The 18,239-nt window shown below is 32.9% G+C and carries 19 protein-coding genes and 1 tRNA gene; 9 read left to right on the top strand and 11 right to left on the bottom strand.

The window, feature by feature from the left end; all coding sequences use genetic code 11:
* Complete coding sequence (locus tag GQR97_RS11305; RefSeq protein WP_158848436.1) at positions 1 to 756, top strand: DUF3667 domain-containing protein; 756 nt, start codon at positions 1 to 3, stop codon at positions 754 to 756.
* A gap of 28 nt (positions 757 to 784) precedes the next feature.
* On the opposite strand, the gene GQR97_RS11300 is transcribed toward GQR97_RS11305, so the two are convergent.
* Together GQR97_RS11300 and truA are read right to left on the bottom strand one after the other, a co-directional pair.
* Positions 785 to 2,554, bottom strand: coding sequence for an ABC transporter ATP-binding protein (locus tag GQR97_RS11300; RefSeq protein ID WP_158848434.1), 1,770 nt, complete (start codon positions 2,552 to 2,554; stop codon positions 785 to 787).
* Complete coding sequence (gene truA, locus GQR97_RS11295) at positions 2,555 to 3,298, bottom strand: tRNA pseudouridine(38-40) synthase TruA (RefSeq protein WP_158848432.1); 744 nt, start codon at positions 3,296 to 3,298, stop codon at positions 2,555 to 2,557.
* A 92-nt stretch (positions 3,299 to 3,390) separates the two neighbouring features.
* On the opposite strand from truA, the gene GQR97_RS11290 reads away from it, so the two are divergent.
* Positions 3,391 to 3,882 carry a metallophosphoesterase family protein gene (locus GQR97_RS11290; protein ID WP_158848430.1) on the top strand — a complete coding sequence of 164 codons (492 nt, stop codon included), beginning with the start codon at positions 3,391 to 3,393 and terminating at the stop codon, positions 3,880 to 3,882.
* A 198-nt stretch (positions 3,883 to 4,080) separates the two neighbouring features.
* Here the strand turns inward: GQR97_RS11290 and GQR97_RS11285 are convergent, their stop codons facing one another.
* Complete coding sequence (locus tag GQR97_RS11285) at positions 4,081 to 4,491, bottom strand: DUF4293 domain-containing protein (RefSeq protein ID WP_158848428.1); 411 nt, start codon at positions 4,489 to 4,491, stop codon at positions 4,081 to 4,083.
* Positions 4,492 to 4,687: 196 nt separating this feature from the next.
* On the opposite strand from GQR97_RS11285, the gene rho reads away from it, so the two are divergent.
* The 4 genes from rho (at position 4,688) to GQR97_RS11265 (ending at position 8,181) form a co-directional block, all read left to right on the top strand.
* Complete coding sequence (rho, locus tag GQR97_RS11280) at positions 4,688 to 6,370, top strand: transcription termination factor Rho (protein WP_158848426.1); 1,683 nt, start codon at positions 4,688 to 4,690, stop codon at positions 6,368 to 6,370.
* 564 nt (positions 6,371 to 6,934) lie between these two features.
* Positions 6,935 to 7,210, top strand: coding sequence for a PID-CTERM protein-sorting domain-containing protein (locus GQR97_RS11275; RefSeq protein WP_158848424.1), 276 nt, complete (start codon positions 6,935 to 6,937; stop codon positions 7,208 to 7,210).
* Complete coding sequence (locus tag GQR97_RS11270; protein ID WP_158848422.1) at positions 7,197 to 7,790, top strand: exosortase/archaeosortase family protein; 594 nt, start codon at positions 7,197 to 7,199, stop codon at positions 7,788 to 7,790. Before GQR97_RS11275 ends, GQR97_RS11270 begins: the two co-directional genes overlap by 14 nt.
* Positions 7,768 to 8,181 carry a hypothetical protein gene (locus GQR97_RS11265; RefSeq protein WP_158848420.1) on the top strand — a complete coding sequence of 138 codons (414 nt, stop codon included), beginning with the start codon at positions 7,768 to 7,770 and terminating at the stop codon, positions 8,179 to 8,181. Before GQR97_RS11270 ends, GQR97_RS11265 begins: the two co-directional genes overlap by 23 nt.
* Positions 8,182 to 8,393: 212 nt before the next feature.
* On the opposite strand, the gene GQR97_RS11260 is transcribed toward GQR97_RS11265, so the two are convergent.
* The 4 genes from GQR97_RS11260 to proS form a co-directional block, all read right to left on the bottom strand.
* On the bottom strand, positions 8,394 to 8,768 hold the full coding sequence (locus GQR97_RS11260) for a hypothetical protein (protein ID WP_158848418.1): 375 nt from the start codon (positions 8,766 to 8,768) through the stop codon (positions 8,394 to 8,396).
* Positions 8,769 to 8,918: 150 nt separating this feature from the next.
* On the bottom strand, positions 8,919 to 9,170 hold the full coding sequence (gene rpsT, locus GQR97_RS11255; RefSeq protein WP_158848416.1) for a 30S ribosomal protein S20: 252 nt from the start codon (positions 9,168 to 9,170) through the stop codon (positions 8,919 to 8,921).
* A gap of 28 nt (positions 9,171 to 9,198) precedes the next feature.
* Positions 9,199 to 9,270, bottom strand: a tRNA-Glu gene (locus GQR97_RS11250).
* 155 nt (positions 9,271 to 9,425) lie between these two features.
* Complete coding sequence (proS, locus tag GQR97_RS11245; RefSeq protein ID WP_158848414.1) at positions 9,426 to 10,904, bottom strand: proline--tRNA ligase; 1,479 nt, start codon at positions 10,902 to 10,904, stop codon at positions 9,426 to 9,428.
* 99 nt (positions 10,905 to 11,003) lie between these two features.
* Here proS and GQR97_RS11240 point away from each other — a divergent pair, with 99 nt between their 5' ends.
* Positions 11,004 to 12,128 (top strand): hypothetical protein, encoded by a 1,125-nt coding sequence (locus tag GQR97_RS11240; protein WP_158848412.1) that lies wholly within the window; start codon positions 11,004 to 11,006, stop codon positions 12,126 to 12,128.
* 28 nt (positions 12,129 to 12,156) lie between these two features.
* Positions 12,157 to 13,695, top strand: a complete 1,539-nt coding sequence (locus tag GQR97_RS11235) for an OmpP1/FadL family transporter (RefSeq protein ID WP_199269845.1) — start codon at positions 12,157 to 12,159, stop codon at positions 13,693 to 13,695.
* Between the two features lie 537 nt (positions 13,696 to 14,232).
* Here the strand turns inward: GQR97_RS11235 and GQR97_RS11230 are convergent.
* Both GQR97_RS11230 and GQR97_RS11225 read right to left on the bottom strand, forming a co-directional pair.
* Positions 14,233 to 15,153, bottom strand: coding sequence for a lytic transglycosylase domain-containing protein (locus GQR97_RS11230; RefSeq protein WP_158848410.1), 921 nt, complete (start codon positions 15,151 to 15,153; stop codon positions 14,233 to 14,235).
* 34 nt (positions 15,154 to 15,187) lie between these two features.
* Positions 15,188 to 15,853 carry an alpha/beta hydrolase gene (locus GQR97_RS11225; protein WP_158848408.1) on the bottom strand — a complete coding sequence of 222 codons (666 nt, stop codon included), beginning with the start codon at positions 15,851 to 15,853 and terminating at the stop codon, positions 15,188 to 15,190.
* Between the two features lie 122 nt (positions 15,854 to 15,975).
* On the opposite strand from GQR97_RS11225, the gene GQR97_RS11220 reads away from it, so the two are divergent.
* Positions 15,976 to 16,272, top strand: coding sequence for an N-acetyltransferase (locus GQR97_RS11220; RefSeq protein WP_158848406.1), 297 nt, complete (start codon positions 15,976 to 15,978; stop codon positions 16,270 to 16,272).
* A gap of 80 nt (positions 16,273 to 16,352) precedes the next feature.
* Here GQR97_RS11220 and GQR97_RS11215 read toward each other — a convergent pair whose 3' ends face one another.
* On the bottom strand, positions 16,353 to 16,742 hold the full coding sequence (locus tag GQR97_RS11215) for a hypothetical protein (protein WP_158848404.1): 390 nt from the start codon (positions 16,740 to 16,742) through the stop codon (positions 16,353 to 16,355).
* A gap of 123 nt (positions 16,743 to 16,865) precedes the next feature.
* Complete coding sequence (gene mtaB, locus GQR97_RS11210; protein WP_158848402.1) at positions 16,866 to 18,194, bottom strand: tRNA (N(6)-L-threonylcarbamoyladenosine(37)-C(2))-methylthiotransferase MtaB; 1,329 nt, start codon at positions 18,192 to 18,194, stop codon at positions 16,866 to 16,868.
* Positions 18,195 to 18,239 lie beyond the last annotated feature (45 nt).

Raw genomic sequence — 18,239 nt, 5'->3', positions numbered from 1 at the left:
ATGGAATGTAGAAATTGTAACCATTTAATTTCTACAGAAAGTATATTCTGCAATGCTTGTGGCGAAAAAACAACTTTTAAACGACTTACTGTAAAATCGTTTATAGTAGATTTTTTTAATCAGTTTTTAAGTATTGATAATAAGCTTTTTAAAACTTTTATAGATTTATTTAGAAAGCCTGATTTGGTTATTGACAGCTATATTAACGGCTTCAGAAAAACATATGTAAATGTCATTTCTTATTTAGGGTTATCGATAACTCTTATGGGACTTCAGTTTTTTATTCTGAAGAAATTCTTCCCAGAACTATTACAATACAGCGCAGGACTTGAACAACCAGAAGGTTTCGATATTAGCAGTGTTATGGATTTCATTACAGAATATCAAAGTGTTATTACTTTGGTGTCTATTCCTGTATATTCCCTAATCTCAAGATTTGTATTTAAAAAGTCGAAAAAGTATAATATTGCAGAACATTTCGTGATTATAACCTATACTTCGGCACACTGGTTTATTATATCATTTTTCATTATTTTAATAACCTTACCTTTTGGATTAAACTTCTACAACGCATCGCAATTAATTTCTATTCCAGCCTTGTTTTATATGGCTTATGTTTACAAAAAGTTATATGAGTTTTCGTGGAAATCGACTATATTGAGAACTATTTTATACACCGTAATAAGTTTCCTTTTTCCGATGATTATAGCATTAATTTTCGGCATACTTTACGCAGCTTTTTATCTAAAAAATTAGTAAGCTAAACAATATCAACTAATAAAGATTAAGCCACATCCTGCTTTAAAAACTGAACTTCATATAGGTTCCTGTAATAACCATTTTCTTTTTTAAGAAGTTCCGCGTGCGTGCCTTGCTCAACAATTTTACCAGCGTCCATTACAATAATTTTATCAGCCTTTTTAACGGTTGCTAAGCGATGGGCAATTACAATTGAAGTTCTTCCTTTAGTGATCTTATCGGTTGCATTTTGAATAAGTTGTTCTGAATAAGAATCGACAGACGACGTTGCTTCATCTAAAACCAAAATACTTGGATTAGTGACATACGCACGTAAAAATGAAATAAGCTGACGTTGACCAGAAGAAAGCATCACACCGCGTTCTTTTACGTTATAATGATAGCCATTTGGTAAAGACATAATAAAATCATGAATACCGATATCTTTAGCCGCTTGATGGACTTGCTCTTCTGTAATTTCTAGATTATTTAAAGTGATATTATTTAAAATAGTATCGGCAAACAAAAACACATCTTGCAAAACTACAGCAATTTGAGTTCGAAGAGATTCTAAGGTTACATCCTTTATATTTATACCGTCGACAGAGATAACGCCGTCTTTAATTTCATAAAAACGATTCAGCAAGTTTATAATAGTCGATTTCCCTGCTCCTGTTGCTCCAACAATAGCGACGGTATCTCCAGATTTTACATCGAATGAAATACCTTTTAGTACGGCTTCATCTTCAACATAATTAAAAAACACGTTTTCAAACTTAATATTACCTTTAAACGCTTCGGCTATATGTGTACCATGATCATCAATTTGTGAAGTAGTATCTAATACTTTAAACACGCGGTTTGCAGCAACCATACCCATTTGTAGCGTATTAAACTTATCCGCAATTTGGCGTAATGGTCTAAACAACATTGGAATAAACATAATAAAGGCTATTAAATCACCTTGCGAAACATCACTAGCCTCTAAAACCACACGCAAGCCACCATACCATGCTACTAACCCCATTGCTATAGAACCAGATAAATCTGCCAATGGGAAAAATATAGAGTTATACCAAACGGTTTTTAACCATCCTTTTTTATGACGCTCGTTTATGGCTTTAAACTTTTTGAACTCGGTATCTTCACGCGTGAAAAGCTGAAGAATCTTCATTCCTGTTAACCGCTCTTGAACAAAGGAATTTAAGTTAGAAACTTCGGTTCGAACTTCTTCAAAAGCCTTTTTCATTACTTTTTGAAAAACACGTGTAGCATATAATAACAAAGGAAGCATGATGAAAACAATAAGGCTTAATTTCACGTTTATTGAAACCATAACACAGAAAACAACTAGCATGGTTAGCAAATCTTTTACAATCATAAACAAACCTTGCCCGAAGATATCGGCAATACGTTCCATATCGGTAACCGACCTTGTAATAAGCACCCCAACCGAAGAATTATCGTAATACTTCATTTTAAAACGCAATAAATGATTGAATAGTTTAGTTCGCACATCTTTCACTAAATTCTGACCTAACCACGCAGCGTAATAAATAAATGCAAGCTGAACAACCGTTTGAAGGATTAAAACAACCAGCATAATTATAACATAAAACATAAAATCGTCGGCTAGTTTTACCGCAATACTATTATCTATGGCATACTTAGTTAAATAAGGTGTTGCTGCACTAAGCACTGCAGATAAAACAACCATAACTAGTAAGCATACAAACACCAAATTATATGGTTTTATATAGGTAAATAACCTTTTAAAAAGGTTAACATCAAATATTTTTTCTTTGGGTTTACTCATTTATATTTTTATATCTTCTGGATATTCTACTTCAATTAAATATAGGCCGTGTGCAGGAACAGAAAAACCGGCTTTACTCCTATTTTTAGATTCTATAATACGGTGTAAATCTTCTACCGAGATTTTATCTAAACCAATATTTATAATGGTACCAACTATAGCTCGAACCATATTTCGTAAAAAACGATCGGCTTTAATGATAAAATGCAATTCGCCATCTACCAAAGTCCATTCGGCTTTCATGATGTTGCACAAATAGGTTTTTACATTCGTTTTAGTTTTAGAAAAACACTGAAAATCGTTGTAATCCAACAATATTTTAGCGGCTTCTTTCATTTTTTCAATATCTAACTTTTGCTTTACATAATAAGCATCGTTGGCGCTAAATACATCTTTTTGCAAAGCAACACGATACAAATACGTTCTGCTAACAGCATTGAAACGCGTATGTGCATCCTTTTTTACTTTAAAAACATCATGAATGGCGACATCTTGAGGTAAAAAAGAATTAAGTCTAAAAGCCAAATTAACTTCATCTAGAATACCTTCAAAATCAAAATGAGCAAACATTTGTTTAGCATGCACCCCTGTATCTGTGCGGCCTGCACCCATAATAGAAATTGGTGTATTCAATAAAAGAGATAAAGATTTTTCTAAAACTTCTTGGATAGAAATAGCATCTGGCTGAATTTGCCAACCATGATAAGCAGCACCGTTATATGAAAGTTCTATAAAATATCGCAATTTGTTTTAATACTTTTGTTGAAAGAACAAATATAGTCAGTTTTAAGGTTCTTGTGAATACTCGAATCTTAATTATATATTAAAAAAAATTAATGAAAAAGATATTACTCCTTTCGGATACCCATAGTTATATAGATGATGATGTTTTAAAATATGTAAAACAAGCCGATGAAGTTTGGCATGCCGGAGATATTGGCGATTTAAAAGTAACCGATGCTATAAAGGAATTAAAACCTTTAAGAGGTGTTTATGGCAATATTGATGATGCTAAAATACGTGGAGAGTTTCCAGAACATAATCGTTTTATGTGTGAAGAGGTTGATGTTTGGATTACGCATATTGGTGGCTACCCACCAAAATATAACTTGAGAGTTATTGAGGAAATAAGAAAAAATCCACCAAAAATATTTATTTCTGGGCATTCGCATATTTTAAAAGTAATGCCCGATAAAAAATTAAATATTTTACATATGAACCCTGGAGCGATTGGAAAACATGGCTTCCATAAAGTTAGAACTATGCTACGGTTTACTATTGATGGAAAAAAAATTGATAATTTAGAGGTTGTGGAATTTGCAAAGTAACCTATAACTTAAATAATAAAAAATCGCTTTCGCGGATGAGCGCGTTAGGGATTGTAGTGAAAAGCCCACAGCCTGACGAAGGAAGTGCGAGGACTTGTAGCGGAAAGCCCGACCCTTTTCGGGTAACGCCCAAAAACAAAAAACTCCAAAGTTTTCACTTCGGAGTTTTAACGCACTAATACTACTAAGATGTTAGGTTTATCGTAATCGATCTACAGATTTTACGAGATCTTCATCTTTCTTGATGGCCTTATTGGCTAATGCCAACAACACGATAGAAACAAGAGGGAGAAGCATCCCAATACCTTTCTCAGAAACCGCCGTCTCTCCAGATACCTTTAGTAATTGATACACAAAAAATCCTAATAAAATAAAGTTTGATATGATGTTAAGCCTCCCCAAAACAAATTGAAGTTGCCTATTTTTAAACATTAGTATAGATATTAAAGATAATACAGTTGAACCTAAGAAGAGTCCAAAATACAACATGTCGTCCTCGGCGAATACTATTTCACCAGCGTTTGTAGTCCATAAATTGAACACAAAAATTAATCCAGCAGATACTCCTGCCGACACTAATAAATAAACTGTTTGTATACGTTGTAACATATTATTTTAAATAACTAGATCACAAAAATAGCGGTTTCTTTAAAAAAATAAGCTAAAAAATTAAAATAAAGTCGTATAATTGCAGTATTAATTCTCAACAACCGCTATAACAGGTTGTTAATTCTTCAGAATAAAAATTCATTTTTTTCAAAAAAACTCAATTTTATATTCAAAATATAATATTCAAAATATATCAATGTTTGAAATTTCACAATTAAAAGAAAAAAAGCTCACTGACTTACAGGAGATTGCAAAAAAACTGAACGTTCCAAAGTATCGTTCTTTAAAAAAATTAGATTTAGTTTATCAAATATTAGATACACAAGCCGCAGATCCAAAAGCAGTAGATGCCGTTGTTGCTCCTGCTAAACCTGCAGAAAAAACTGTAGCTGACAAACCGAAACCTAGAAAACCTAGACAACGTTTACAAAAGCCAGCTCCAAAGGCTGCTAACATACCTGCAGAGGAACCACAAGAAGCAAAACAAATAGCCGAACCAAAAGCGGAAGAAGCTAAAGTTGAAAAAGATATAGCCCCGAAAACAGATAAAGTAGAGGCTAAAACAGAAAATAAGCCTAAACCAAGACCTCGTCCACAAAACGAGCGAAAAAACGATAATCAGCCAAAACCAAAGCCTAACCCAAGGCCAAAGCCGCAACCAAAACGCGATCAAAATAACAAAAATCAGAAAAACGGTAACGTACATTCTGGGAGTAACGGGAATAAGGATAGTAGAAATCGCTATCGTGACCCTGATTTTGAGTTTGATGCTATTATTGAGAGTGAAGGTGTTTTAGATATTATGCAAGATGGGTATGGCTTTTTGCGCTCATCAGATTACAACTATTTATCATCACCAGATGATATATATGTATCGCAATCGCAAATTAGATTATTTGGTTTAAAAGTTGGTGATACCGTTTTAGGACAAGTACGCCCACCAAAAGAAGGTGAAAAATATTTCCCTTTAATTAAGGTTAGCAAAATTAACGGACAAAACCCAAATGTGGTTAGAGATCGTGTTGCTTTCGAACATTTAACACCTTTATTTCCACAAGAAAAATTTAATTTAGCAGGGCGTCAAAGTACGATTTCTACTAGAATAATGGATTTATTTGCACCTATAGGTAAAGGACAACGTGGTATGATTGTATCGCAACCAAAAACGGGTAAAACCATGTTACTTAAAGATGTTGCAAATGCCATTGCAGCAAACCACCCTGAGGTTTATCAAATGATTTTATTGATTGATGAACGCCCTGAAGAGGTTACAGATATGCAACGTAATGTACGTGGAGAAGTTATTGCTTCTACCTTTGATAAGGAAGCTCACGAGCATGTAAAAATTGCAAATATTGTTCTTGAAAAAGCAAAACGATTAGTAGAATGTGGTCACGATGTCGTGATTCTTTTAGATTCTATTACACGTTTAGCACGTGCATATAACAGTGTACAACCCGCTTCTGGTAAAATATTAAGTGGAGGTGTAGATGCTAATGCTTTACACAAACCAAAACGATTCTTTGGTGCGGCTCGTAACATAGAAAATGGAGGTTCGCTTACCATTATTGCTACTGCGCTTACAGAAACAGGTTCTAAAATGGACGAGGTGATTTTCGAAGAATTTAAAGGAACTGGTAATATGGAACTACAATTGGATAGAAAAATATCTAATCGTAGAATTTTCCCTGCTATCGATCTTACATCTTCAAGTACACGTCGCGACGATATTTTACTCGATGCTAACACCATACAACGTATGTGGGTAATGCGTAAATATCTAGCAGACATGAACCCTGTAGAAGCCATGGAATTTATAAACGAACGTTTTAAACAAACTAGAAACAACGAAGAATTCCTGGTCTCAATGAACGGATAAGAATTTCAATATATATGCAAAGCCTTAATATAAAAGTTAAGGCTTTTTTTATACCCATATCTGGGCGTTACCCCAAGGGTCGCGCTTTACGTTACTAGTTTTGGCTCGATGCTCGCCTCGCCAAAAGCTAACCACTGCAATCGCTAACGCAGCTTTTGGCAAGGGTTAATATATAGTTAGCTTAAGTTAAAACATAGCGAATCATCAAATTCAAAAAAAAAAGTTAATTTCTTATAACATTCTAAATTTAACCTTATACTAAATTAATAGATAAATAGTTACTTACTATCATTTATTTAATTTCATAACACAAAGATAAACAGGCTATAAGCCCTAAAACTAATCCTCATATTTAACAAAACTTTACCATTGGAAGAATTTATTCCTTGTTTTAACGAAAATAATAGCCCCAGACGTTTTTTCACTAGAATAGTTACTATATTTAATTTGCTATTAAGGAATTAATTAATCCAAAAACTAAAACTAATGAAGGACAAAAAACAAAAATTTGTAAATATAATCAGCGCTCTTGCGATTGTATTTACTCTAACATTCTCAACTAACATGAATGCTACTACAGCTGTTAGTGTAGTAGAATCTCCAACAACTGTTGCGCTAACTTCAATACACTTTACCTCTATTGCCTTAATCGGTAACAGGCCTGATAAAAAAAAGAGACCAGTAAGATGCAAAAAATGTCACAGACCTCACAAAGGAAAGTGTAATGGTGGTGGTTCTACCCCTTCTGTGCCATTGGACGGAGGACTTGGTTTCTTAATGTTAGGAGCAGCTGCTTTTGGAGTTAAAAAATTACGTAGAAAAAAGGATGCTAAATCTTAAATCTATACTAAAAGATATTCCATTACCAATAAGGCTTTTTCTAGGAAAAGCCTTATTGCTTTTTATAATATGGAAGGTTATTTATTCTGGATTTATGTATGACTCTCAATACTTAGATCACCCCTTAACAACACACGTTGCCGAAGCCTCTGCCTCATTATTAAATAACATAGGCATGAGTGGTTTTACCAGCAAAAGAGAAAAGACTACTATTGTTTTTGAAGGAGCTGGAACAATTAGTCATCTTTCAGCAATTTATCACGACGATTACAAAACATTAAACATTGCCAATGCTTGTAATGGCTTAGAGATTTTTGTACTATACATTGGTTTTATTATTTGCATGCCTTCAACTTTTTGGAGAAAAACTAAATATATTGTTTTAGGTATTTTAATACTAGATGCCATAAATATATTAAGATGTGTTGGACTTATATATCTAATAGAATATTTTGAGGTCTATTTCGATTTTGCTCATCACTACCTTTTTAAAGCGATGGTTTATACCACTACATTAATAATTTGGGGTTACTTTGCCCGTAAAATTCATTTAAAAAATGAAACTGTACAAATCGGATAAAGCCCGCTTCATTATTGGCCTTGTATTAATAATTCTTGTTTACACTTGGTACTACATATTTTTTGCCGAAAATAAGAACACAGCACTCATTCCTTCAAAAATTAAACACATTATTACTTTTGCTACAACACTTGCTGTTTACTTTATTGGCACTTTTCATTTAGGCAAACTAAAAGATACATGGATGTCATCTCTTTGGCATTTTATCCATATCTCTGGATTATCTATTATAGGTGCAATGGGCCTTTTCGATTGGTTTATTCACGAAATATCCTTAAACGCAAGACACTTTGCTGGAGGCATTCAAGAAATGCTTATTTCACCTGTATTATATTTTGCAATGGGTTTATTGAATAGAACTTTCAATAAAGAAGAAGAACCTGTTACTTAAATTTTATTTTAACGAAATACAGAACTCAATCTACTATTAGAATAGATTAGAATAAGGGTGAGCTAAAAAAAATATTTTCCTATTATATTAACGACTCAAGTATCATCAATACAATAATTAATTCACTACATAAAAAAAGCCTCAACATTTTTAATGTCAAGGCCTATAATTCTATATTTTATAATCTATAAATAGATTTTACTACCGTATGCTTAATACTTAGCAAAAAGCTCTTTATACTCTCTTAAATCAGCTATATTACCTTTGTTATTAAGATTTTTAGTAAGTGCTATTAAATATTTCAAACTTTCTACAGGTGTGTCCAAATCATTCACTGCTTCACCTTCTGCCCCCTCTTCTTCATCTTCTATAGGTTCATCATCAAGTACAGGAATAAGAAACGTATTATTTGCTTCTATATGCTCGTAAGTCAATCTTAAAACTTTTACCACTAAAGGTATTTGCTCTTCTAAAGCATAAGTTCTTAATTCCTTAATATCGTCGATTAACGTTTCTGTATTAATACCTGATTCATCAAGATTTTCAAGAATTTTATCGACTAATTTATTTGCTTTTTGATTTTCCAACGGTGATATTATTATGTGGTTAATAAACTTATTCTATTTGCAAATTTATATTTTTAAATTACTATTAACACTATAAGAGCATTAAAAAAATTCAAAAAAAAAAAGCTTCTCATTTCTGAGAAGCTTTAAATATTATAAACTTTAAATCAATTAAAGTGATGCAACATGTTTTGCTAAACCAGATTTTAGGTTAGCTGCTTTGTTAGCATGAATAACGTTTGTTTTAGCTAATCTATCTAACATAGATACCACTGAAGGATATAAAGTTTCAGCTTCACTCTTATCAGTTAACTCACGTAATTTCTTAATAGCATTACGAGTAGTCTTATGCTTATACTTATTAACTAATCTTTTAGATTCGTTACTTCTGATTCTCTTTAATGCTGACTTGTGATTTGCCATTTTGTTTTTTTCTTAATTTTTTAAATTGTAGCCCGTAGGGGAGTCGAACCCCTCTTACCAGGATGAAAACCTGGCGTCCTAGCCGATAGACGAACGGGCCATTATTTATTTGAGTGTGCAAATATAAAACTTTATTTTAAACCTGCAAATATTTTTTTTTCAAATAACTAACAATGTTTTCCATTGCGGGTGCAAATATACAACTTAGTTTAAGTTCTGCAAGTATTATTTACTATTTTTTTACTTTTTTTTTAATTAATATGCTTTTGCAAATAACACTCTTCTAGTCGATGGTTTTCCAGAATACACACACACACCTTCTTCTTCCTTGAATTCCAAAGGAATACATCTAATTGTTGCTTTTGTGATCTCTTTTATTTTATCTTCCGTCTCAATTGAGCCATCCCAATGCGCCGAAATAAATCCTGTTTTATTTTCTAAAACTTCTTTGAATTCTTCAAAAGAATTCACTTCTGTAATGTGAGAATCTCTAAAATCTAATGCTTTTTTAAATAAAGTTTCTTGTATTTCTTTCAATAAGCCATCAATAATTTCTGTTAAATCACTTAAAGCAACCACTTCTTTTGTTAAAGTATCTCGTCTTGCAATCTCAACAGTTCCATTTGCTAGATCTCTTGCACCAATTGCAATACGTAATGGCACCCCTTGTAATTCGTGTTGTGCAAATTTAGCACCTGGTCTGTGCGTGGTTCTATTATCAAATTTAACCGTCATATGCCTATCTCGTAAATCGCTCATTATAGTATTTGCAACTTCAGTGATAGCATTTAAATCCTCTTCAGTCTTATATATAGGAACTATAACAACTTGGTTTGGTGCTAAACTTGGAGGTAAAACCAATCCAAGATCATCACTATGCGTCATAATCAACGCGCCCATTAATCGTGTTGAAACTCCCCAAGAGGTTGCCCAAACATAATCCTGCTTTCCTTCTTTATTAGCAAATTTAACATCGAATGCTTTGGCAAAATTTTGCCCTAAAAAGTGAGATGTTCCGGCTTGTAGTGCTTTTCCATCTTGCATTAACGCTTCAATACAAAAAGTTTCATCTGCTCCTGCAAAGCGTTCGCTTTCGGTTTTTAAACCTTGGATAACAGGTATTGCCATAAAGTTTTCGGCAAACGTAGCGTAAACATTATTCATTAATTTTGCTTCTGTTAGCGCTTCTGCTTTAGTTTCGTGTGCCGTGTGCCCTTCTTGCCATAAAAACTCTGCTGTACGTAAAAATAAACGCGTACGCATTTCCCAACGTACTACATTGGCCCATTGGTTTATTAATAGTGGTAAATCTCGGTACGATTGTACCCAACCACGAAAGGTATTCCAGATAATAGCTTCGGAAGTTGGCCTAACTATTAATTCCTCTTCTAACTTAGCTTCAGGATCTACACGTAATTTTCCAGGTCTGTCAGGGTCATTTTGTAATCTATAATGTGTAACAATGGCACATTCTTTTGCAAAACCTTCTGCATTTTTTTCTTCAGCTTCAAACAAACTTTTCGGAACAAAAAGCGGGAAATATGCGTTTTGATGACCTGTTTCTTTAAACATTTTATCTAATTGTGCTTGCATTTTCTCCCAAATAGCGTAGCCATAAGGCTTAATAACCATACAACCTCTAACAGCAGAATTCTCTGCTAGGTCTGCTTTTACAACGAGTTCGTTATACCACTTAGAATAATCTTCTGCTCTACTAGTAAGTTTTTTGCTCATATTGATATTTTGGCACAAAAATTGTGATTATGTTAAATAATAAAATAGTTCAGCAAAACTAACTATTTTTGTAGTGCCCAACAATAAAATTATACAGATATGCAATTAAAAAGCTACTTAAAACGAAAAATGCCAAACATAGCACTGCTTGCTTTGCTAGTTGGCGTGTCATCTTGTGGCTCATATCAATACGTAGGTGTTGACAATGATGGAATTTATGGCGAAGAAACTGTTCGAATTGTTCAAAACGAAGAAGCAGTAGTTGCTGCTCCAAGCAATAGTAATAGCGATTATTATGAAAATTATTTCAAAAATGGCGCTTTAGAAACCGAACAAATGATAGCGAATAGTGATATTTTCACTGATATTGATAGTTATGAAAGTAATAACTATTCTGAAGATGAAGCTATTGTAACAGATAATAATTATCAAGGTTATGCAGGCTGGGGACAAGACACCGATAGCGTTACTATTAATTATATTAATAACGGTTGGAACAACTATGGATGGAATTCTTGGGGTTACAACAGCTGGGAATGGAACCGATATAATAATTGGGGATGGAACAGATTCAATAACTGGGGTTATTATAACCCTTACAATTCTTACTATGGCGGCATGTATTTTGGCGGTGGTTTTTATAACAACTGGGGCTATAATGGATACTACGGAAATAGAGGTTTCTATAACAATAACAGAAATAGATATTACAACAATAATCGCGTAGCTTATAGCGCTAGTAGAAGAAATAATTATAGCACCTCAAGTCGAGGAAGCTTAAACACAAATGGAACTACTCGCCGTAGCTCAGTTTCAAGTGCTTCTGGTCGAAGTTCAAATTCAAAATACAATACATCAACTAGAAGAAGCAGCACAACACGCTCTGCAATTAATGGTAACACAGTAAGAAGAAGCACCACACCTAGCACAAGTACAACAAGAAGAACTTCTTCTGTAACTAGAACACCATCAACAAACTCAACATCTAGATCTACATCGACTACAACAAGACGTAGTTCTACATACACACCATCAACAAGTAGCAGAAGTTCTTCACCTTCAAGTACGAGATCATCATCAAGTTCAAGAAGTTCTACTTACACACCAAGCTCAAGCAGAAGCTCTTCCAGTTCTAGCGGTTCAACCACTAGATCTTCAAGTAGCAGCAGTAGTCGAAGTTCAGGTAGTACTTCAAGATCATCAAGCGGAGGAAGACGTCGTTAATTCATCTAAAAAAGAAAAATATTTATATATGAAAAAGTTAAATTTACTATTCATAGGTGTGCTTTCTATGTCTAGTGTATACGCTCAAGATATTAGTGATGCCTTACGCTATTCTCAAGATGAAGTGCAAGGAAGTGCCAGATTTAGAGCTTTAAGTGGAGCATTTGGGGCCTTAGGTGGAGACATGAGTGCGGTTAGTATAAATCCTGCTGGATCAGCTGTATTTAGCCAAAGCCACGCATCAGTATCTCTTGTAAGTGCAGACAAAAACAACACAACTAATTATTTTGGTAATACTGAAAAAGTTAACGATTCTAAATTTAGTTTAAATCAAGGTGGAGCAGCTTTTGTTTTTAAAAGTAATAGTAACTCCCCTTGGAAAAAATTCACTTTAGCTTTTGCTTACGATAAAACAAATGACCATAATAATAATTGGTATTCGGCTGGAATAAACACGAATGATTTAGTTATAGTGGACGGTGATAATAACGAATTAACTCCAGTAAATTCGATTGCTAACTATTTCTTTCAATACGCTCAAGGCCAACTTTTACAAAACATATCTCTTAACAATAGATTTATTGAAAATGCTTATCAAGAAATTGGACAATCTGATGGGTTCAATGCGCAACAAGCCTTCTTAGGTTATCAATCTTTTGTTTTAGAACCTGTATCCGAAGATAATAATAACGAGTTCTATGATGCAAATGTCGCTTCTGGTTATTTTGAACACCGCTACGCTAATGTTGAAACCGGTTATAACGGTAAAATAAGCTTTAACTTTGCAGCTCAATATGAAGACAATGTATATTTAGGGGTTAATTTAAACTCTCATTTTATAGACTACGAACGTAAAACTTCATTACAGGAAGACAATGATAATGGCGGTTTGATTTCATTCATTGATTTTGACAATACATTATCTACAACTGGTAATGGCTTTTCTTTTCAAATTGGAGGAATTTTTAAATTATCACAAGAATTTAGATTAGGTTTAACTTACGACTCCCCTACTTGGTATAATATTCAAGAAGAAATAACTCAATTTATTAACACGAATGAAGCTGAGTCAGACATTGGGTTTATCTCAGACGTAATCACTACTTACCCTGAATACAAACTCCAAACACCAGGAAAATTCACAGGAAGTTTAGCTTATATATTTGGTAAACAAGGTTTAATTAGTTTCGATTACTCGAACAAAAACTACAGCAAAACAAAATTTAAACCAGAATCTGATTATTCTGTCGAAAATTCCGATATAAGTAACGTATTAACCTCTGCATCAACTTACCGATTTGGTGGTGAATACAAAGTGAAACAAATTAGTTTTAGAGGTGGTTATCGATTTGAAGAAAGCCCATATACAGACGGTGTTACCGTTGGAGATTTAAACGGATTCTCACTTGGTTTAGGTTATAACTTTGGTAACACAAAACTGGATTTAACCTTCGACCAAGCCAAACGCTCTTACCAAACACCATTATATAATGTTGGATTAATTGATACGGTTGATATCGATAGAGTTAACTCGAATCTTACACTATCTTTAAGTTTCAATATTTAGAATTTAAAAAGAAAATATCTCGTCCTAGTTACTTGATACTGATTAATAAAAATTTAAAACTGAACAATAATTCTATTGTTCAGTTTTTTTATTTATAAAATTATCTTTTAAAAGTAAACATCTATAATCAAAACTAGATTGAGTGTTAAATCTTACTATTCGATTTTATAAGATCACTACACTATCCCTAATTTTTACAGTTCTTCAATTATAACAAGAACCAATAAGTCTCATGCACTACACCCTGCTTACGAGAACTTGATATTATAGTAATTCATTCTATTTTAATAACTCATAATTATAAAAACCAACTATATACCCCATGATTTCAGAAATCTTTAAGTTGGAGTTAATTAATCTTGTTAGTCTTCAACAAGAATAACTAGCAATAAATAAAGAGTAAGCTAGTCAAACTATAAATTAACGTAGTATATTTTAAAAAGAGTTTTACCTTTTAATAACAAAACATTTACTAAAACAAAAAAGCCCACACTCCTAAAAGTATTGGCTTTTTTGTTTTAGTAAACTAGACTTTAATTAATTATAATAACCTTCTTTTGGAATATTGATATAATACTGTTTTCTAGATCTATTGTTTAAATGTGGCTCGCGTAACCATGGGTTATGCAATTTTAATATTTTGTAGTTAATACCATAATTTTCGGCAAACTTAGTAAAATCTGTTACTGCTGTATCCACTTCTACTTTGTAAGTTGGAACGGGACTATACAAATCCTTATCTCTAAAATTGAAACCGTATTTATCTGGGTTCGATAAAATCTCTTTCAAAGCGACAATCCTAAACATATAACGCCCTGTTTCTTCACCTAAAAGCAAATCGTAGTACTCTTTTACGTTTTGTTCTTTTAAACGTCTAGAAACACCTGCATTTCCAGCATTATATGCTGCTGCCGCTAGCGTCCAAGAACCTAATTCTTCTTTCGACTTTAATAAATATTTACAAGCCACTTCTGTTGCCATTTCTAAATTATATCGTTCATCGACATTATTGTTAACTTCTAGGCCATTTTCCCTTCCCGTTGCTGGCATTATTTGCCAAAACCCCTTTGCTCCTGCTGGAGATACAGCGTTTGTTAAACCACTTTCTATTACGGCTAAATATTTAAAATCGTTTGGAACTCCGTATTTTGAAAGTATTGGCTCTATAATTGGAAAATATTTTTTAGAGCGTTTAAACATTAACAATCCATTAGATTGCCAATACGTATTTACCAACAATTCTCTATCCATACGCTCTAAAATATCTGGATTTTCAAGCGGCATGGCTTCACCTGCAAAATCCAATTTTTCTGGAACTTGCAAGGCGTAAACATTATAATCGTTAATTAATTTGGTTTCAAAATTTTCGTCGGTAGGTGCTTCTTGAAAAGCGTTAATAAATAACACACACAAACTTAATAATCCCACTAATGCTAAGGCTTTCTGTACTATCTTCATTTTTAAAAAGTTTTGTTTAAATATAAGTTTTTATTTAGTTTTCTAAAATAATTCGAGGTAAATTTTCATTGAACCATTTGTATTTGTTTATTATCGCAATATGTGTTCCGTTTTTAACAACAATACAATTTTTTATATTTTTAATTGGAAAAACACCATCATCATCGCCATGGATATGAATAATTCCCTCTGGTGGTTCCTCTTGGTTCCAACAAACCATTTGTTCTATGGCCCAAGTTAAATAACGACTATCATTAACCGAAAGGTATTTTTGATAAAGTTCAATACGTTTTTTCACCACCTTACCCACAGCATATTTTTCGAATACATCAATATTTGAAGCCAATTGAGTAGGCACCAGTTTATAAGCTTTTGTTGCTTTTGCCAAAAGCATACGTTTAGGTAATTCGTGCATCGATTTTACACTCGATGTAATAATGAGTTTCCTCGGCTTTATGTATTTAGCCATTTCTTGAACAAGAACACCACCAAAGGAGACGCCTAACAACACAATGTTTTCATGTTTTATATGCTTCGTCATCCGTAAAGCATAATCGCTAAGCAATTCATTTTCAACAGGAATCATCCATTCTAATAAATGAATTTGAAATATATCTTCAGGTAATTTAATGTTTTCAAAAATTAGAGGACTAGCGGCCATTCCTGGCATTAAATAAATGTGTATTAGCTCTTGATGCATAAGGGATTAACTTCTATTTATCTATAATATAACGTTTTTTTTTCGTACTTTTGCTCTACAAACTTATACAAAATAGTTCTCAACTATTTTAAGTTTGTAAATAATTTAAAAAAATTTATGATATGGTTGAAGCTGCTGAATTGATTGACAATGATTTTTTACGTCAATTTGAAATTAAAATCGATGACCATTTGGCCATAATAGAGTACTCTCTGCAAGAAAGAAAAATTTTTTTAACTAAGCTTATTATTCCAGAAGAAATTACGAATGAAAACTTTAGTAATGAATTTTTAGCAGCTGTTTTCGATCAAATAGCTGAACGCAACTTAAGTGTTATGCCAACTTGCCCAGAAATCGCGAAATTTGTGAGAAGTAATAGAAAGTATAAACGCATGCTACCAGTAGGTGTAAGAATTTAATTTTCATATAATTGAAAACAAAAAAAACCGAAGTTTATAGCTTCGGTTTTTTTTATGCTTTAATTGAATTATCAATTACATTAATAATATTGCGAATAATTATCGGATATTTTTTCTAAAATAATCACTTCTCCAGAACCATTTAAAACAAGCTGGCCATCATCATTTATTTCGTAATTATTGTCAGTTGTATCAATATCTAAAAGCGTAACTACTTTTCCGTTTAGTTCCCAACTAAAAGGCTCTAAGCTAGATGTTTCTTCGCCTGTATTATTTACAACGGCATAAATACTTAAGCCAGTATTATTTTCGCCAAAAACCAAGGTAAACGTAGTTGTTTTTTCAGCTAAAACCTCATTAGTTTGCCAAACACCTAATAAATCAGTATTTTCATTATCATCTTTACTAGAACAAGAAATGAAAAGAAAAACAACTAAAAAGGAAGTAAATAATTTAAGGGATTTTTTCATAAATAGTAAATTTCGAGACTTAGTATCGAAATATTTCTTATCAAACTTACATTAGTATATAAATAAACTCAAAATAAACTCGATTAAACTCCAATAAATCAATTCAAAAGGAAACACTTATCGTTACACTGCGATATCTTGCTTATTAAAATCGAATCTAACTAATCCATCATCGTCTATTTTTGTAAGTACGACCTCATGCAACGTATTAACGAATTCTGGGTTCCATGGTGTTTTAACCTTTACATAGTTTTCGGTAAAACCATGAATATAACCACCTTTATTTTCGCTTTCAAACAAAACGGTTCTTGTTGTTCCTAATTGACTCTCGTAAAAAGCACGACGCTTTTTAACAGATAAACCTCTTAGCATTTTACTGCGCTTGCTACGCACGCTACCATGCACAATACCATCCATTTCTGCAGCCTCTGTATTATCGCGCTCAGAATAAGTAAACACATGTAAATATGAAATATCCAACTCGGTTAAAAAATTATAAGTTTCTAAAAAATGCTCATCTGTTTCTCCTGGAAAACCAACAATAACATCTACACCAATACAAGCATGTGGCATCACTTCTTTAATTTTTAAAACGCGATCTACATACAATTCACGCATATAACGACGCTTCATTTTTTTAAGAATTTCGTTACTTCCCGATTGTAACGGAATATGAAAATGTGGTACAAATGCTCTAGATTTAGACACCAAATCGATAGTATCATTTTTTAACAAATTAGGCTCTATAGACGAGATACGTAACCGCTCAATACCTTCTACTTTATCCAACTCCGTAACTAAGTCTAAAAATGTATGTTCATGCTTTTTGTTGCCAAATTCACCTTTACCGTAATCACCGATATTAACACCCGTTAAAACAATTTCTTTAATATTTTGTTTAGAAATATCACGTGCATTTTTCAAGACACCTTCCATTGTATCACTTCTAGAAATCCCTCTTGCCAAAGGAATTGTGCAATAGGTACATTTATAATCGCAACCATCTTGCACTTTTAAAAAAGCACGTGTTCTATCTCCTACTGAATAAGATCCTACATAGAAATCCGCATCTTCTATTTCACAAGAATGTACTTCACCAAAATCATTTTTAGATAAATCGTTTAAATAATCTGTTATTTTAAATTTTTCGGTGGCACCAAGCACTAAATCGACACCATTAACATCTGCCAATTCTTGCGGTTTTAATTGCGCATAGCAACCAACGGCAGCAACAAAAGCATCAGGATTTGCCTTTTGCGCCTGCTTAACTATAGTTTTAAAACGTTTGTCTGCATTTTCGGTTACGGAACAGGTGTTTATGACGTAAATATCCGCCTTTTCGGAAAAATCTACGCGACTAAACCCCTCATCATCAAAGTTTCTAGATATGGTTGATGTTTCAGAAAAATTAAGTTTACAACCTAAAGTATAAAATGCGACTTTTTTATTCATTATATTTTGTTATCCTCTGCTTGTTTCAAGCTCTTTTTAAAATTA

This window comes from Algibacter sp. L1A34, assembly GCF_009796805.1.
Classification (GTDB): domain Bacteria; phylum Bacteroidota; class Bacteroidia; order Flavobacteriales; family Flavobacteriaceae; genus Algibacter.
Note: the sequence above shows the minus strand (reverse complement) of the source record. Positions and strands in the feature narration are given on the sequence as shown.